The following is a 16,083-nucleotide window of genomic DNA, read 5'->3' as shown; positions in this document are numbered from 1 at the left end:
ACGGACTCCTCGGTGGTCGGGAACGGTGGGCACCGGGGTTCAGCCGATCCTTCCGGCCAGCCCCAGGGCAATGCCGTCAAGGATATCGTGTTCGCTGGCCATGGCGGTGCGCACGCGGCCGGACGTCTCGGCGTCGAGGCGGCGCAGGATGCAGCGCCAGATCAGGGCCCCTGCGCCGATGACGTCGACCCGGCCCGGGTGCATAAAGGGCAGGGAGGCCCGGTGGTCCCGCGGCAGGGCGATGAGCTCCTCCGCGGCCGCCTCGACCACGCCCAGCGGCAGTTCCGCGCCGTCGATCCGCTCGGAGCGGTACGCGTCGAGGTCGAGGGCATGGGCCGTCACGGTCGTGATGGAGCCTGCGACGCCGATGACGCGGTCCACCGTGCCCAGCGGCACGTCGGCGGCGACGCCGTCGAGGAGGCGCTCGACCTCGGCCTCGGCGGCGGCGACCTCCTGGCGGCCCGGCGGGTCGGAGGGCAGGAAGCGCTCGGTGAAGCGCACGCAGCCCATGTTGGTGCTTCGTCCCGCGAGGACCCCGCCGGCGCCGCCCACGACGAACTCCGTCGAGCCGCCGCCGAGGTCGACGACGAGGACGCGTTCGCCGTCGGCCGGCGGGTAGACGGACACCGCGCCGGCGAAGCTCAGAGCGGCCTCTTCCTCTCCCGTGACCACCTCGGGCCCGGCACCGAGCCGTGCGCGGACGCCGTCGGCGAACTCGTCGCGGTTGGAGGCGTCGCGCGTGGCGGAGGTCGCGACGAAGCGCACGCGTTCGGCGCCGTGGTCGCGGATGACGCCGACGTATTCATCCAGCGCCGCAAAGGTCCGCTCGAGCGCCTCGGGCGCCAGCCGGCCCGTTGCGTCGACGCCCTGGCCGAGCCGGACGACGCGCATGAGCCGCACGACGTCGCGCAGGCGCGTGGCGCCGTCCTCCTCGTACACGTCGGCGACGAGGAGGCGGATGGAGTTGGTCCCGCAGTCGATCGCGGCGACGCGCATCAGGACTCCCCCGCCTCGCGCCGCGCCCTCGCCTCGGCGCGCTCGCGCTTCTTGGCCTCGGGGTCCTGCCGCTCCTGCGTCTTCACGTGCCGGCTGCGGTCGCGGGACGGCGCGGGCGCCTCGGTGTCCCAGGCCCCCGCGCAGGCGCACGCCTGCGCGGTCCACCACGCGCCGATTCGTTGCAGGGTCTCGTCGCCGAGCGGATTGACGCCCGGGCCGGCGGCCAGCGAGTGGCCGGCCAGGACGTGCAGGCACTTGACGCGCTCCGGCATGCCGCCCGCGGACACGCCGCTGATCTCGGGGACGGGACCGGTGCCGGTCCTCTCGCCGATCGCGTCGCGCGCGGCGAGGTAGTCCTCGTGGGCGGCACGGTAGGCGGATGCCAGGGCGGCGTCGGAGGCCAGGCGCTCGTTCATCGCGTTCATCTCGCCGGCGGCCTCGAGGCGGGAGACGGCGGCGGTGATGACGGGGTGGGTCAGGTAGAAGGTCGTCGGGAACGGAATCCCGGAGGAGAGCCGCGGCGCGGTGACGGCGACGAGCGGATTGCCGCAGACGCAGCGGGCGCCGATCTCGACGACGTCGCGGACCGGGCGTCCCAGCTGTCGGCTGAGCGTCTCGAGATCCGCCCCGGTGGGTACGCGCTGGTGCTCGTCGAGGCTTTCGTGGCGGGGCGTTCCGGCCGGTGGCTGCACCTGGCCTCCTTCTGTTCGTCGACTGACCGCGGCGTGCGGCGGCGGGCTGGGTGGCCGGGCTCTTCCGAGACCCGGCTAGTCGGTGGCCGAGCGCTTGACCGTGTCCCAGAGGGCGTCCACCCAGGGCAGGTCCGTACGGACGTCGCCGGGGCTCGCGTTCTCCGGGAGCTCCTCTTCCGCGGGGGCGCCGACCACCATGTACTTCCGCTCGCCGGGCATGACCAAGTTTATGCGTTCCCGCGCCTGCTGGCGGATGTAGACCGGGTCGTCCCAGCGGGCGATCTGCTCCTTGAGCTCGGCCTGCTCGGCCTCCTGCACGGCGATCGTCTCGCGCAGCTGGGCCATCTCGGCCCGCTGGCCCGCGTAGGTGGCCACGCTCGGCAGGAGGAGAATGGTGATCGCCACGAGCACGACGGCGAGGGCCAGGAGGCGGCCGGAGAAGCTGCGGGCCGGCACCGGGGACGCGGCCGGCTGGGCCTTCGCTTCCCGGCCCGCCGGGCGCGGTTCCTGCCCCTTCGACGTGGCGCGGGGCGCGCGGATGGCCCCTGAGAGCTCGGCACGCTCACGCAGGCGGCGCTCGGACCGGGGGGCGTTGGCCTTCCGCGCCGGCTTCCGCGCCGACGGCGGCGTGGGGCGGGCGGGCGCCCCGTCCCGGGGGGACGCGGACGACGCCGGTCCGCGCTGTGCGGTCCGGGCGGGACGGGCCGCGGAGGCCTTCCGCGGCTGATCCGGCTGGGAGGCCCCCGCAACGCGCGAGGTGCCGCGGGCCGCCGAGGTGGCCAGCGACGGCTCCGACGCCGGATCCTGGCTGCTCCGCGCGGGCGCGGACGGGCGCCCGGTGTCCGGCTCGCTCGACGGGACGGCCCCGAGCGGGATGACCTTGGCCGAGGACGGCCGGGCTCCGGCCGGGCCTCCGGATCCGCGGGTGCCGCGTCCGCCCGCCCCCGGCGCCAGGCCCGGCGCCGTGCCCGGTGCCGCATTCGTGCCGGTGCCCTGCCGCTCCCCCGTGGCGCGGTTGGCGCGCGGCATGTTCGGGCGTCGGGTGGCCATCTGTCTCCTACCGGTCTCGCGCGTCGAAAGCTGAGGGGAACCGTCCTGCCGGACGGCTCCCCTCAAGACCATACGCGGTTCGCGTGCCGGCTACGCGGTGAAACGCGGGAAGGCGCCCTTTCCGGCGTAGCGCGCGGCGTCGCCGAGCTCCTCCTCGATGCGTAGCAGCTGGTTGTACTTCGCGACGCGCTCGGAGCGGGCCGGGGCGCCGGTCTTGATCTGGCCGGCGTTCGTGGCCACGGCGATGTCCGCGATCGTGGTGTCCTCGGTCTCGCCGGAGCGGTGGGAGGTGATCGTGGTGTAGCCGGAGCGCTGGGCCAGGGACACGGCGTCGAGGGTCTCGGTCAGCGAGCCGATCTGGTTGACCTTGACGAGCAGGGAGTTCGCGGTGCCGCGGTCGATCCCGTCCTGGAGGCGCTCCGGGTTGGTGACGAACAGGTCGTCGCCGACGAGCTGGACCTTGTCGCCGATCGCGTCGGTGAGGGTCTTCCAGCCGTCCCAGTCGTTCTCGTCGAGCGGGTCCTCGATGGAGACGAGCGGGAAGTCGGCGACGAGCTGCGCGTAGTAGTCGCTCATCTCGGCGGCGGAGAGGGCCTTGCCCTCGAACTGGTAGGCGCCGTTCTCGTAGAACTCGGAGGAGGCGACGTCCAGGGCCATCGCGATGTCCTCGCCCGGGGTGTAGCCGGCGTTGGTGATGGCCTCGGAGATCAGCTCGAGCGCGGCGCGGTTGCTCGGCAGGTTCGGGGCGAAGCCGCCCTCGTCGCCCAGGCCCGTGGAGAGCCCGCGGCCCTTGAGCACGGACTTGAGCTCGTGGTAGACCTCGACGCCCCAGCGCAGGCCCTCGGAGAAGGTCGCGGCACCGATCGGGGCGATCATGAACTCCTGGATGTCGACGTCGGAGTCCGCGTGGGAGCCGCCGTTGAGGATGTTCATGAGCGGGACGGGCAGCACGTGGGCGTTCGGGCCGCCGAGGTACTTGTAGAGCGGCAGGTTCGAGGACTCGGCCGCGGCGCTCGCGACGGCGAGGGAGACGCCCAGGATGGCGTTGGCGCCCAGGGTGCCCTTGTTGGCGTTGCCGTCCAGGTCGATCATCGTCTGGTCGATCGCGCGCTGGTCCGTGGCGTCCAGGCCGGTGAGCGCGGGCTGGATGGTCTCGAGCACGGCCTCGATGGCCTTGCGGACGCCCTTGCCGAGGTAGCGGTCCTTGTCGCCGTCGCGGAGCTCGACCGCCTCGTACTCGCCCGTGGAGGCGCCGGAGGGGACGGCCGCGCGGCCCAGGGAGCCGTCGGAGAGCAGGACCTCGACCTCGACGGTCGGGTTGCCGCGGGAATCGAGGATCTCGCGGGCGTGGATGGCATCGATCAGGGCCATGGGAAGGTGCTCCTTCGTGGTGGGTGGGACATCGCGGGTCCCGCCGCGCCAGCGGGACGGGTGACCTCAGCCACTAGAGTAGCGCGGGCCGCGGCCGGGGCGTGAAGTTCGTTGCGCGGCGCATCAGAGGGTGTTGCGCACCTGGTCGATGTCCTCGCGCGTGGTCCCGAGCCATTCGTTGAGCTCGGGCGTCTCCGCCCACGCGTCGTACAGCTCCGAGCCCTCGGGCGCGATGACCTTCTGGGCGGCCTCGACGAGCCACAGGCGGAGCTCGCCCGTCATGACGGGGCGCAACAGCTCCGGGTCGGTCTCGAGGCCCTCGCCGGCGTCGTCCTCCAGGCCGTCGTCGGCGCCGTCGGCCCGGTCCAGCAGCCGGGCGACGCGCAGCAGGGCCAGCACGCCGTCTCCGTGGGCCTCGATGTAGCCGTCCTCGAGCTCGCCCTCGAAGCCGGAGCGGAACGACTCGACGTCCGTGCCGCCGTCGGCGAGCTCCCGGACCCAGTCCAGTCCGCCGTCGTTCTCCAACGGCCCGATCCCCCATGCGCCCATGGCCCTACCTTTCCAACCCGGGGCGGGGCCCGGTGCCCCGCTCCCCCTCGGTGAAGCGGACGACGGCGGTGCGCAGCGCCCGCTCGGCGTCCAGTCCGTCGCGGCGCGCCGCGCGGACGATGTCCAGCAGCAGCTCCCCCAGCTCGTCCTCGCTCCGGGGCGCGCCGTGGTGCGCCGTCGACGCGGGAGCCGGCGGGCGGTCCGGGACCGGCGCGTCCGCCGGGCCCCGGGCGGTCGTGGCGGCCGGGTCCGTGGCGACGAAGTCGTCCGGGCCAGGGCGCGGATCCGCGACGGCCCCCCAGCGCTCCGCGCGGTCCAGGGCTTTGGCCGCCAGCGCCAGGGCCGGGAGGTGCCGCGGGAGCGAATCAAAGGGTCCCGCGTCCGCCGGCCGCTCGGCCCGCTTCGCGAGGTCCCAACCGCGGATGATCTCCTCGACCGAATCCGGGTAGCTGCCGCGCAGGGTGCCGTCGGGGGCGAAGACGTGCCGGTTACGGCGCACCATCTTCTCCGTCAGCTCCTCCACGACGTCCGCGAAGCCGAACGCCCCGCGCTCCTCGGCGATCCGCGCGTGCAGGACCACCTGGAACAGGACGTCGGCCAGTTCGCCGCGCAGGGCCTCGTCGGGGTGCCCGTCCTCGATGCTCTCGAGGAGCTCGTAGCTCTCCTCGACGAGGAACTCCACGAGCGAACGGTGCGTCAGCCGGGCCGTCCAGCGGCAGTGCCGGCGCAACGCGTCGGCGACCTCCAGGAGGCGCTGGACGGCCTCGGCGGCGTCGGGGACGCGCTCAGTCGTCGTAGCCCGATTCATCGTCGTCCTCGTCCTCGCCGGCTCCGAGCTCCTCGTAGGCCTCGTTGATGTACTCCACGAGGGCCTCCTTCTCCTCGAGCGGCAGGAAGGCTGCCTCGGCCGCGTTCAGCGTCAGCTCCAGGAGGTCGTCGAGGTCGTAGTCGAACGCCTCCACGAGCAGCTCGAACTCGTCGGACAGGCTCGTCCCGCTCATGAGCCGGTTGTCCGGGCTGACCGTGACCTTGAAGCCCGTCTGGTACAGCAGGTCGATGGGGTGGGACTCGATGCCCTCGCCGAACGCCGCCGTCGCCCCGGTCTGCAGGTTCGACGACGGGCACACCTCGAGCGCGATGCCGCGGTCGCGGACCCAGTTGGCGACCGGGCCGAGGGTCACGAGGCCGGTGTCCTCGCCGACCTCCTCGCCGTCGTCGTCGACGCCGCCGAACTGCACCTCGATGTCCTCGGCGACGCGCACGCCGTGCCCGAGCCGCTGGGCGCGGCCGTTGACGAGCGCGTCGGCGATGGAGTCCAGGCCCGCGGCCTCGCCGGCGTGCACGGTGGCGGGGAAGAAGTTGCGGGCCAGGAGCTCGAAGGCGTCGGCGAAGCGCGCCGGCGGGAAGCCGTCCTCGGCGCCGGCGATGTCGAAGCCGACGGCCCCGCGGCTGCGGTGGCGCAGCGCGAGCTCGGCGATCTCGGTGCCGCGGTCGGCGTGCCGCATGGCGGTGATGAGCTGGCCGACCTGGATCGGCCGGCCGCTCGCCGTCACGGCCTCGATGCCGGCCTCGAGGCCCTCCTGGACGGCCTCGACGGCGTCGTCCAGGCTGAGCCCGTTGCGCAGATGCTGCTCGGGGGCCCAGCGCACCTCGCCGTAGACCACGCCGTCGTCGGCCAGGTCCTCGACGAACTCGCGCGCGACGCGGGCCAGGCCCTCGCGGGTCTGCATGACGGCGATGGTGTGGTCGAAGGTCTCGAGATAGCGCTCGAGGGACCCGGAATCGGCGGACTCGCGGAACCATTCCCCGAGGGCGGTGGGATCGGTGCTCGGCAGCTCGTGGCCGGCCTCGGCGGCCAGCTCGATGATCGTGGCGGGCCGCAGCCCGCCGTCCAGGTGGTCGTGCAGCGAGACCTTGGGCAGGCTGCGGAAGTCGAAGTCGGGAGAGTACGCGGTGTGGATCAGCTCGTCAGTCACGGCTCCAGCCTACTGGCCGGGCCGTCGGCGCGGAACCGGCTAGTCCCGCAGCGCGTCGGCCGGCTCGTGGCGGGCGTGCACGAGCTCGTACTCGGGGGCCTCCGTCGGCTTGCCCAGGCGCTTGAGGATCGCGTAGACGATCCGGTCCAGGACGTAGCCGAGGACGACGGCGATGACGACCGACAGGCCGATCCCGAGCAGCTTGTTGTGCTCGATCCAGTTCCCCGCGACGGCGCCGATGGCCACGGAGTAGGCGCCCCAGACGAGGCAGCCGAAGACGTCGAGGATCGTGAAGCGGGTGAGCGAGTAGCGCGTCGCCCCCGCCGTGAAGTTCACCGCGACCCGGCCGATCGGGATGTAGCGGGCCGTGAAGATCAGCAGCGCCCCGCGTTTCATGAGCTCGTGCTGCGCGAACGCGAAGACCTTGCGGGCACGCCGCGTGCGCATCCAGCGGAAGCGCGTGGTGCCCACCCCGCGGCCGAGCCGGTAGGCGATCTGGTCCCCCGTCATGGCCCCGAGGGCGCCGACGAGGCCGAGCAGGAGCAGGTTCGGGGTGCCCGTCCCCACGGCGACGCTCGCGAGCCCGACGATCAGGGTCTCGCTCGGCAGGACGGGGAAGAACCCGTCGATGAGGCAGAAGAGGTAGACGACCGGCAGGATCCACCACGCGCTGGACGCCTGGATGATCGCCTCGTTGATGACATCCACCGTGCTGGACTCCCTCTCGACCTCGAACCGCCCCGTCCGGTGCGGTGCGCGGCGCCCGGGTCCCGGGCCGCGTCGCGCTCCCTATCCATTGTGCGGCATCGGGGCGCTGCGTTCCTCACACCACGGGATGACTCCGGGGCGAACCCGGGTCATCCCTGAGCGGACCCCTACTCCGCGATCCGGTCCAGGATGAGCCGCTGCGCGGGCCGGCTGCCCTCGGGAGCGATCTCGACGGCGTCCTCGAGCGCGTCCTGCGCCCGCCCGAAGCGCTCCGGGGTGTCTGTCAGGAGGGTCATCAGCGGCTGGCCGCGACGCACGACGTCCCCCGGCTTGGCGTGCAAGCGCACGCCCGCTCCCGCCTGCACGGCGTCCTCCTTGCGGGCACGTCCCGCGCCGAGGCGCCACGCGGCCACCCCGACGCCGAGCGCGTCGAGGCGGGTGAGGACGCCGTCGGCCTGCGCGTAGACGGTCTCCGACTCCCGGGCCACGGGCAGCGCGGCGCGCGGGTCCCCGCCCTGGGCCTCGATCATCCGGTTCCAGACGTCCATGGCGCGCCCGTCCTTCAGGGCGGCGGCGACGTCGGCGCCGTGCACGCCGGCGGCCTCGAGCATCTCCTCGGCCAGGCGCACGGTGAGCTCGACGACGTCGGCCGGGCCGCCGCCGGCCAGGACCTCCACCGACTCCTCCACCTCGATCGCGTTGCCCGCCGTGAGGCCCAGCGGCGTGGACATGTCGGTCAGCAACGCCACGGTCTTGACGCCGGCGTCGGTGCCGAGGGCGACCATGGTCTCGGCGAGCTCGCGGGCGGAGGCCTCGTCCTTCATGAACGCACCGGTGCCGACCTTGACGTCCAGGACCAGCGCACCCGTGCCCTCGGCGATCTTCTTGGACATGATCGAGGAGGCGATGAGCGGGATCGCCTCGACGGTTCCCGTGACGTCGCGCAGCGCGTAGAGCTTCTTGTCCGCGGGAGCCAGCCCCGACCCGGCGGCGCAGATGACCGCGCCGACGCCGGAGAGCTGCTCCATCATGGCCTCGTTGGACAGCGCCGCCTGCCACCCGGGAATGGACTCGAGCTTGTCCAGCGTGCCGCCGGTGTGGCCGAGGCCGCGTCCGGACAGCTGCGGGACCGCGACCCCGAAGACCGCGACGAGCGGGGCGAGCGGCAGGGTGATCTTGTCCCCCACGCCGCCCGTGGAGTGCTTGTCCGCCGTGGCCTTCACGGCGCCGTCGGCCCCACGCAGGCCGGAGAAGTCCATCCGCTCGCCCGAGGCGATCATGGCAGAGGTCCAGCGGGAGATCTCGGTGCGGTCCATGCCGTTGAGCAGGATCGCCATGTTCAGCGACGCCATCTGCTCGTCGGCCACGGCCCCGCGCGTGTAGGCGTCGATGACCCAGTCGATCTGCTCCGGGCTCAGCGTGCCGCGGTCCCGCTTGGTGCGGATGACGTCGACGGCGTCGAAGGACTCCGTGCTCATGCGGTGGTGCCTTTCAGGTTGTCGGGGCCGAACGCGTCCGGGAGGACCTCGTCCATGGTGCGGATGCCGCGCACGGTCATCAGCTCGAGGCCGGGGCCCCGGTGTTCGTAGAGCAGTTGGCGGCAGCGGCCGCACGGCATCAGGACCTGCCCGCTGCCGTCCACGCAGTAGAACGCGCGCAGCGTCCCGCCGCCCGTCATGTGCAGTTCGCCGACGAGCGTGCACTCGGCGCACAGGACCACGCCGTAGGCGGCGTTCTCCACGTTGCAGCCGCTGATCAGCCGGCCGTCGTCGGTCAGTGCCGCGGCGCCGACCGGGTACCGCGAGTACGGGGCGTAGGCGTGTGTCATCGCCTCCCGCGCGGCCTCGGCGAGCCGCTCCCAGTCCACGGGGACCCCGGCGGCCGGATCCGCCGACGCGTGGTCCCCGGACCCGGCCCCGTTCCCGGCTTCCGCCGGCGCGCCGGGTCCGGGCTCCGGCGTCGTCCTCTCCTGGGGCATGGCGCTACTCCTTGACGTACGGGATGCCGCTCGCGGCCGGCGGCCGGGAACGCCCGACGAGGCCGGCGACGGCGAGGATGGTCACGAGGTACGGCAGCATGGCCATGAATTGGCTCGGCACGTCCGTTCCGGCCTGCGCGAGGACGTACTGCAGGTTGGTCGCGAAGCCGAACAGCAGCGACGCGAAGAACGCGCCGATGGGGTTCCAGCGGCCGAAGATCAGCGCGGCGAGCGCGATGAATCCCGCGCCGGCGGTCATCTCGCGGGCGAACTGGCTCACCGAGACGAGCGTGTAGTAGCTGCCGCCCAGCCCGGCGATCGCGCCGCCGAGCAGGACGTTGAGCACACGCGTGCGGTTGACCTTGATGCCCACCGTGTCCGCGGCCTTCGGGTGCTCGCCCACCGCACGGATGCGCAGGCCCCAGCGGGTCTTGTAGAGCGCGAACCACAGCAGGGCCACCGTGGCGAACATGATGTAGCCGAGCGGCGTCTGGCGGAAGAGCAGCGGGCCGAGCAGCGGGATGTCGGACAGCAGCGGGATGGCCAGCGGGGTCAGGCGCGGCGGCGAGTTCAGCAGCTGGGAGTTCGGGGCCAGGAGCGTCCCGAACAGGAAGCCCGTCAGGCCCGCGACGAGGACGTTGAGCACGACGCCGACGATGATCTGGTTCACGAGGTACTTCACCGCGAAGAGCGCGAGCAGGGCCGAGACGACGACGCCGCCGACCGCCGCGCTGATCATGGCCCCCCACACGCTGCCGGTCAGCGAGCCGCCGACCGCCGCGGAGAAGGCGCCGAGCAGGAGCTGGCCCTCGATCGCGATGTTCACGACGCCGGAGCGCTCGCACAGCACGCCCGACATGGAGCCGAAGACCATGGGTAGGGCGAGGGCGAGCGAGCCGCTCAGGAGCGTGATGAGGGAGATGTTCGGGTTGTTGGCGCTCGCCGTGACCCAGACCAGGAAGCCGGCCAGGAACAGGGTCCCGACGCCGAGCGGGAGCCACCCCGGATTGGTGCGGCTGCCGCGCAGGTTGGTCCACGCGTAGACGGCGCCGGCGATCAGCAGGATCGCGACGATCCACCCGGCGGCCGCCGCGGGGACGGTCAGCGGGGGCAGCTGGACGGCCTCGCCCGTGCCGGAGAGCCGGAACGTCGCCGCCCCGCCCGGGGCGAGGAAGCCGAACAGGACGATCCCGACGACGGCGGCCGCCGCGTAGCCGATCACGGACTTCAGGCTGCCGGGGGCCGCCTCGGAGGCGCGGTCGGTGGCGTCCGGCTCGCGGGTCTCGACGGTGTTGTTCTTGGTGGTCACAGGGAGCTCCCGGCGGTCAGTGAGCTGCTGGGCGGCTGGTTGCCCGGCGGGGCCTCGTCCGGCTCCGCCTGGCGGCGCTTGCGGCGGGCGTTGAGCCCGAAGACGGTGCGCACCAGCGGCGGCGCGGCGATGAAGAGGACGATGAGGGACTGGACGACGAGCACGATGTCGATCGGGGTTCCGGTCTGCGACTGCATGGCCACGCCGCCGGCGCGGAACGCACCGAAGAGCAGGGCCGCGAAGAGGACGCCGAGCGGCTTGGAGCGGCCCAGCAGCGCGACGGTGATCGCGTCGAAGCCGATGCTGGCCGCGATGCCGTTGGCGAGGGAGAACTCCGTGCCGTTGACCTGGGCCGCACCGGCCAGGCCGGCCAGCGCGCCCGCGCCGACCATGGCGATGACCGTGGCCCGCGTCGTGTTGATGCCGGCGGTCCGCGCGGCGGAGGGGTTCGCGCCGACGGCCTTGAGCTCGAAGCCGATCGTCGAGCGCTCCAGGAGCCACCAGACCCCCCACGTGGCCAGCAGGCCCAGGAGGAAGCCGAGGTGCACGCGGAAGTCCGGGCCGAGGATGAGCGGGTACTGCGCCGAGGGCTGCATGATCGGGCTGACGGGGTTGTTCGAGCCCGGGCGCAGCATGGCCGGCAGGGTCAGGATGTAGGCCAGCAGGTGCACCGCGACGTAGTTGAACATGATGGTCAGGATGACCTCGTGCGCCCCCGTCCGTGCCTTGATCCAGCCAACGAGGCCGCCCCAGACGGCGCCGCCGAGCATCGCCACCAGGACGACGAGGAGGATGTGGATCGGCCACGGCAGCTGCCACGCGAAGCCGATGTAGCCGGCCATCGCGGCGCCGATGATGATCTGGCCCTGGGCGCCGATGTTGAACAGACCCGCGCGGAACGCGAGCGCGACGCCGAGCGAGGCGGTGATGAGCGGGGTGGCCATCGTCAGCGTCTCGGTGAGCGGCTTGATCATGTCCACGCCGTTGGACGCGTTGTAGTTGAACACGGCGCCGCGGAACATCGCCGCATAGGCGCCGGAAGCGGCCTGCCATGCCGCGGACAGCGTGTCTCCGGGCCGGCTGAAGAAGTATCCGGCCGCCCCGCGGGTCCGCTCGTCGGTCAGGGCGATCAAGAGCCCGCCGACGATGAGGGACAGGACGACGGCGAGGACGGAGACCAGCGCGCTGGACTGCCTCAGCCGCTGGGCCAGGGTCGTGGTTGACTCGGTGGTCTGCGCGCTCACGCGATGCCTCCCGGGAGGGTCGGGCCGTCTTGGGTGGTTTCCATGCCGGGGGCAGCGGAGGCCTCCGCGAAGGCCTCCTCGGCCGTGGAACCGGCCATCATCAGGCCGAGGACGTCGCGGCTCGTGTTCCCCGGGACGACGCCCATGAGGCGTCCGTGGAAGAGGACGGCGATCCGGTCGCCGAGCTCCATGACCTCGTCGAGCTCGGTCGAGACGATGATGACGGGCGTACCGTGGTCGCGCTCGGCGAGGATCCGGCGGTGCAGGAACTCGATGGATCCGACGTCGACGCCGCGCGTCGGCTGCGAGGCGATGAACAGGCGCAGCTCGCGGGCCAGCTCGCGGGCCAGGACGACCTTCTGCTGGTTGCCGCCCGAGAGCGTCGAGGCGGCGTTGGCCGCCGTCGGCGTCCGGATGTCGTACTCCTTGACCTTCTCCACCGCCGACGCGGCGATCGCCTTGGGCTTCAGGGCGAGGCCCCGGGCGATCGGCGGCTGGTCGTAACGGTTGAGGACGAGGTTGTCGGCGATGCTGAACTGGCTGATCAGGCCGTCGGTGCTGCGGTCCTCGGGGACGAACCCGACGCCGCGGCGGATGATCTCCTTGACGCTGCGGCCGAGCAGCTCCTCGCCGCCGAGTGCGATGGATCCCTCCGCCTTGGGATGCAGGCCGATGATGGCCTCCACGAGCTCCGTCTGGCCGTTGCCCTGGACGCCCGCGACCGCGAGGATCTCGCCGCCGCGCACGTCGAGCGAGAGGCCGTTGACGGCGGCGTGCCCCGTCTCCGTGCGCACGGTGAGGTCCTTGATGGACAACCGCACGTCGTCGCCGTCGGAGTGGATACGGCCGAGGGAGAGGTCGACCTCGCGCCCCACCATGAGCGAGGCGAGCTCCTTGACGTCGGCCGACGGGTCGGCGGATCCGACGACCTTGCCGCGGCGGATCACGGTGATCTTGTCCGAGACGGCCTTGACCTCGCGCAGCTTGTGGGAAATGAAGATGATCGAGGTGCCGTTCGCCTTGAGCTGCCCGATGATGTCGATCAGCTCGTCGGTCTCCTGCGGCGTCAGCACGGCCGTGGGCTCGTCGAGGATGAGAAGGTCCGCCTTGCGGACGAGGGCCTTGATGATCTCGACGCGCTGCTGGACGCCGACGGGGAGGTCCTCGACGACCGCGTCCGGATCGACGTGGAAGCCGTAGCGGTCCGAGATCTCCCGGATCGCCTTCCGAGTCTGCTCGAGGTCCAGGACGCCGCCGCCCTTGACGGACTCGTTGCCGAGCGCGACGTTCTCGGCGACCGTGAAGACGGGCACGAGCATGAAGTGCTGGTGCACCATGCCGATGCCGACGTTCATCGCGTCGGCCGGGCCCTTGAAGGCCACGGGCTTGTCGTCGACCAGGATCCGGCCGGAGGTCGGCTCGTAGAGGCCGAAGAGGACGTTCATGAGGGTCGACTTGCCGGCACCGTTCTCCCCGAGGAGGCAGTGCACGGTGCCGGGTTCCACGACGAGGTCGATGGAGTCGTTGGCCACGAAGCCCCCGAAGGACTTCGTGATCCCCTGCAGTTCAAGTTTCATGCTGGATTACCACCTGGGGCATGGTTCGGGCGGAAGCTGGTACCACTATCTCACCGACGTCAACGACGGCCGGGACGGTGCGCCGTCCCGGCCGTCGTTGCGTGCGGGTTCCGCTTAGGAACCGACGGAGACCGTGCCGTCGATGATGTCCTGCTTCAGCTGGTCGATCTCGCCCTGCAGCTCCGCCGGGACCTTGTCCGCGAAGTTGTGGAACGGGGCGATCGAGACGCCGCCGTTCTCCAGCGTGCCCATGTAGGCGTCGTTGGTGAACGTGTCGTCGAGGCCGAGCTTGATGGACTCCTCGACCGTCTTGCCCATTTCCTTCATGACGGAGGTCAGGACGACGTCCTGGCCGTTGTTCGCGTAGTCGAAGCCGTCGGTGTCGACCCAGACGACCGTGTCGTCGGCGCTGGAGGACTCGTTCACGGCGTCGACCGCGGCCTGGCCGAGCGGGCCGGCGACCGGCATGATCACGTCGACGCCCTCGGCGAGCATGTTGTCGGAGAGCTGGCGGGCCTTTCCTGCATCGGAGAAGTTGCCGACGAAGGACTTGGACGAGCCCCAGCCCACGACCTGGACGTCGGCGCCCTTGACCTCGTTGAAGTGGTTCACGCCATTGAGGAACCCGTCCATGAAGATGGTCACGGTCGGGATCTCGGCGCCGCCGAAGGTGCCGACCTTGCCGCTCTTGGAGTAGGCGGCCGCCGCGTAGCCGGCCAGGAAGGCGGCCTCGTCGGTCTTGTAGTTCAGGGTGCGGAGGTTGGCCGGGTTCTCCTCGTAGCCGTAGTCCACGATCGCGAACTTGGTGTCCGGGTACTTCTCGGCCGCCTCGAGGGTCGCGTCGCCGATGAGGAAGCCGGCGGTGACGATGATGTCGCAGCCCGCGGAGACCATGGACTCGATGTTCGGCTTCATGTCCGTGCCGGCGTTGGACTCCGCCTGGTTGATCTTGACGCCGAGGTCCGTCCGGGCCTGGGTGAGGCCCTCGTGGGAGGCCTGGTTGAAGGAGCGGTCGTCGAAGCCGCCTTCATCCGAGACCATGCAGGCCGTGTAGTCGACCTCGGGCGCGGCGGATCCGCCGCCGGCTTCGGGTGCGGCACCACAGCCGGTCAGGACGAGGGCGGACGCGCCGAGGAAGGCAGCGGCGACGCCCGTGGAGCGCTTGAGGTTGCGCAGTGAGTTCTTCAAAATTCCTCCAGTAACGATGAATGTCCGCGGCACGGGAATCCGGGCGAGTGTCCGCACAAGTGTTCTGTTGTCGTCCGGTGTGCTGGTTCCTCCCTGCGCGGGGCAGGGAAGCGTGACGAAACATACAGTAACGTCAGCGGAGCCGATGCCACCACCTTAGGCCTCGGGACGCTTCAGGATCGTTGACGATTTGTTACCAGCAGGTATCGATTCAGTCCGCGTCGTCCACGGCGTTGAGCTGGGCCACCGCCCGCAGGGCCGCGGCGGCCATGACGCGCACTCCCGTGGAGATCGCCCGCTCGTCGGGGACGTAGTCTCCGCGGTGCAGGTCGTAGGTCTCACCGCCGGGGGTCCGCGTGCCGAGCCGCAGCATCGAGCCGGGGATCTTGTTGGTCATCCAGGCGAAGTCCTCGCCGCCCATGGACTGCGGTGTGAGCACGATCGCCGCGGAGCCGATCTCGGCCCGGGCGGCGTCCTCGATCAGGTCCGTCTCGGGTTCGGAGTTCACCACAGGGGGCACGCCACGGATGTGCTCGAGCTTGACGTCGACCCCGTAGGGAACGGCGACTTGACGCACGACCTCGTCGAGCAGCACGCCGGCGTCCTGCCAGGCCTCGCCGTCGAGGCAGCGCATGGTCCCGGCCATGTAGCCCGTCGCGGGGATCGCGTTCGGCGCGGAGCCGGCGTGGATCTGGCCCCACACCACGGACACGGCGGAGCGGACGTCGATGCGCCGGTTGAGCACGGCGGGGACGTTCACGGCGATCTCCGCGAGCGCGAACACGAGGTCCTCCGTCAGGTGGGGGCGCGAGGTGTGGCCACCGCGTCCCGTGAGCTCGATCTTGATCGTGTCGCTCGCGCTCGTGATGGCGCCGATGCGCGTGCCGATGCTTCCGACGTCGATGCGCGGCTCGCAGTGCAGGGCCAGGATCCGCGGGACCTCGTCGAGGACGCCCTGCTCGATGACGGCGAGCGCCCCGCCCGGCATGGTCTCCTCCGCGGGCTGGAAGACGACCCGGACGCGCCCCGCGAGCTCGCCGGCGTCGAGCAGGGACTTGAGCGTGAGGGCGACGCCGAGCATCACGGTGGTGTGGATGTCGTGCCCGCAGGCGTGGCAGACCCCCGTGCGGGTCGAGGCGTAGTCGAGCCCGGTCTCCTCGAGGATCGGCAGGGCGTCGATGTCGGCGCGCAGGCCGAGGGCGACGGGGCCCTCGCCGATGTCGACCCACAGGCCCGTCCCCTCGAGCCTGACCGGCCGCAGTCCGGCCGCCTCGAGCGTGTCGACGATCCGCTCGGTGGTGCGCACCTCGTGGAAGGACAGCTCGGGATGCGCATGCAGGTCCCGGCGGAAGGCGATCAGCTGTTCCTCGAGGGGCTCCACCCAGCCGCGCAGGAGCGGGATGGACGTGGCGGCCGGGGTCTCGGGGCGAACATGGGGCACGGAT

At 71.7% G+C, this 16,083-nt stretch carries 15 protein-coding genes; all 15 read right to left on the bottom strand.

The genetic code is table 11. From position 1 onward, the window contains the following. Window positions 1–39: 39 nt before the first annotated feature. The gene (locus AC0QR5_RS01170; protein WP_329859808.1) at window positions 40–999 is read right to left on the bottom strand and encodes a Ppx/GppA phosphatase family protein; all 960 of its coding nucleotides are present in this window, start codon (window positions 997–999) and stop codon (window positions 40–42) included. Further along, entirely contained in the window at window positions 996–1,688 is a 693-nt protein-coding gene (locus AC0QR5_RS01165) for a DUF501 domain-containing protein (protein WP_329859706.1), read from the bottom strand. Before AC0QR5_RS01165 ends, AC0QR5_RS01170 begins: the two co-directional genes overlap by 4 nt. 75 nt (window positions 1,689–1,763) lie before the next feature. Further along, window positions 1,764–2,738, bottom strand: a complete 975-nt coding sequence (locus tag AC0QR5_RS01160; RefSeq protein ID WP_329859704.1) for a septum formation initiator family protein — start codon at window positions 2,736–2,738, stop codon at window positions 1,764–1,766. Window positions 2,739–2,828: 90 nt separating this feature from the next. After that, window positions 2,829–4,109 (bottom strand): phosphopyruvate hydratase, encoded by a 1,281-nt coding sequence (eno, locus tag AC0QR5_RS01155; RefSeq protein ID WP_329859703.1) that lies wholly within the window; start codon window positions 4,107–4,109, stop codon window positions 2,829–2,831. A gap of 123 nt (window positions 4,110–4,232) precedes the next feature. After that, window positions 4,233–4,658: a DUF4259 domain-containing protein gene (locus tag AC0QR5_RS01150; RefSeq protein WP_329859702.1), complete on the bottom strand. Its 426-nt coding sequence runs from the start codon at window positions 4,656–4,658 to the stop codon at window positions 4,233–4,235. A gap of 4 nt (window positions 4,659–4,662) precedes the next feature. Continuing rightward, a complete protein-coding gene (locus AC0QR5_RS01145) occupies window positions 4,663–5,466 on the bottom strand; it encodes a MazG nucleotide pyrophosphohydrolase domain-containing protein (RefSeq protein ID WP_329859701.1) in 804 nt (267 codons plus the stop codon). Then, the gene (locus AC0QR5_RS01140) at window positions 5,444–6,634 is read right to left on the bottom strand and encodes an adenosine deaminase (protein ID WP_329859700.1); all 1,191 of its coding nucleotides are present in this window, start codon (window positions 6,632–6,634) and stop codon (window positions 5,444–5,446) included. Before AC0QR5_RS01140 ends, AC0QR5_RS01145 begins: the two co-directional genes overlap by 23 nt. Before the next feature lie 39 nt (window positions 6,635–6,673). After that, the gene (locus AC0QR5_RS01135) at window positions 6,674–7,342 is read right to left on the bottom strand and encodes a DedA family protein (RefSeq protein WP_329859698.1); all 669 of its coding nucleotides are present in this window, start codon (window positions 7,340–7,342) and stop codon (window positions 6,674–6,676) included. Between the two features lie 167 nt (window positions 7,343–7,509). After that, window positions 7,510–8,820 (bottom strand): thymidine phosphorylase, encoded by a 1,311-nt coding sequence (locus AC0QR5_RS01130; protein ID WP_329859696.1) that lies wholly within the window; start codon window positions 8,818–8,820, stop codon window positions 7,510–7,512. Then, on the bottom strand, window positions 8,817–9,170 hold the full coding sequence (locus AC0QR5_RS01125; protein WP_475372543.1) for a cytidine deaminase: 354 nt from the start codon (window positions 9,168–9,170) through the stop codon (window positions 8,817–8,819). The genes AC0QR5_RS01130 and AC0QR5_RS01125 overlap by 4 nt, the downstream gene beginning before the upstream one ends. 154 nt (window positions 9,171–9,324) lie before the next feature. Continuing rightward, window positions 9,325–10,629 carry an ABC transporter permease gene (locus tag AC0QR5_RS01120; RefSeq protein WP_430632637.1) on the bottom strand — a complete coding sequence of 435 codons (1,305 nt, stop codon included), beginning with the start codon at window positions 10,627–10,629 and terminating at the stop codon, window positions 9,325–9,327. Further along, on the bottom strand, window positions 10,626–11,873 hold the full coding sequence (locus AC0QR5_RS01115; protein WP_329859692.1) for an ABC transporter permease: 1,248 nt from the start codon (window positions 11,871–11,873) through the stop codon (window positions 10,626–10,628). The genes AC0QR5_RS01120 and AC0QR5_RS01115 overlap by 4 nt, the downstream gene beginning before the upstream one ends. Further along, window positions 11,870–13,450 carry an ABC transporter ATP-binding protein gene (locus tag AC0QR5_RS01110; protein ID WP_329859691.1) on the bottom strand — a complete coding sequence of 527 codons (1,581 nt, stop codon included), beginning with the start codon at window positions 13,448–13,450 and terminating at the stop codon, window positions 11,870–11,872. The genes AC0QR5_RS01115 and AC0QR5_RS01110 overlap by 4 nt, the downstream gene beginning before the upstream one ends. Before the next feature lie 114 nt (window positions 13,451–13,564). After that, entirely contained in the window at window positions 13,565–14,638 is a 1,074-nt protein-coding gene (locus AC0QR5_RS01105) for a BMP family lipoprotein (RefSeq protein ID WP_329859689.1), read from the bottom strand. Between the two features lie 211 nt (window positions 14,639–14,849). Continuing rightward, window positions 14,850–16,031: an amidohydrolase gene (locus AC0QR5_RS01100; protein WP_430632789.1), complete on the bottom strand. Its 1,182-nt coding sequence runs from the start codon at window positions 16,029–16,031 to the stop codon at window positions 14,850–14,852. Between the last annotated feature and the right edge of the window lie 52 nt (window positions 16,032–16,083).

This window comes from Arthrobacter sp. J156 (genome assembly GCF_056172865.1).
The sequence above is the reverse complement of the archived record's forward strand: the minus strand, read 5'-3'. Positions and strand labels throughout refer to the sequence as shown.

Bases quoted from the DNA above. Each gene is read 5' to 3' on its own strand.
- AC0QR5_RS01160 (WP_329859704.1), bottom strand. From the start codon at position 2,738: ATGGCCACCCGACGCCCGAACATGCCGCGCGCCAACCGCGCCACGGGG.
- eno (WP_329859703.1), bottom strand. From the start codon at position 4,109: ATGGCCCTGATCGATGCCATCCACGCCCGCGAGATCCTCGATTCCCGC.
- AC0QR5_RS01150 (WP_329859702.1), bottom strand. From the start codon at position 4,658: ATGGGCGCATGGGGGATCGGGCCGTTGGAGAACGACGGCGGACTGGAC.
- AC0QR5_RS01145 (WP_329859701.1), bottom strand. From the start codon at position 5,466: ATGAATCGGGCTACGACGACTGAGCGCGTCCCCGACGCCGCCGAGGCC.
- AC0QR5_RS01130 (WP_329859696.1), bottom strand. From the start codon at position 8,820: ATGAGCACGGAGTCCTTCGACGCCGTCGACGTCATCCGCACCAAGCGG.
- AC0QR5_RS01125 (WP_475372543.1), bottom strand. From the start codon at position 9,170: ATGACACACGCCTACGCCCCGTACTCGCGGTACCCGGTCGGCGCCGCG.
- AC0QR5_RS01110 (WP_329859691.1), bottom strand. From the start codon at position 13,450: ATGAAACTTGAACTGCAGGGGATCACGAAGTCCTTCGGGGGCTTCGTG.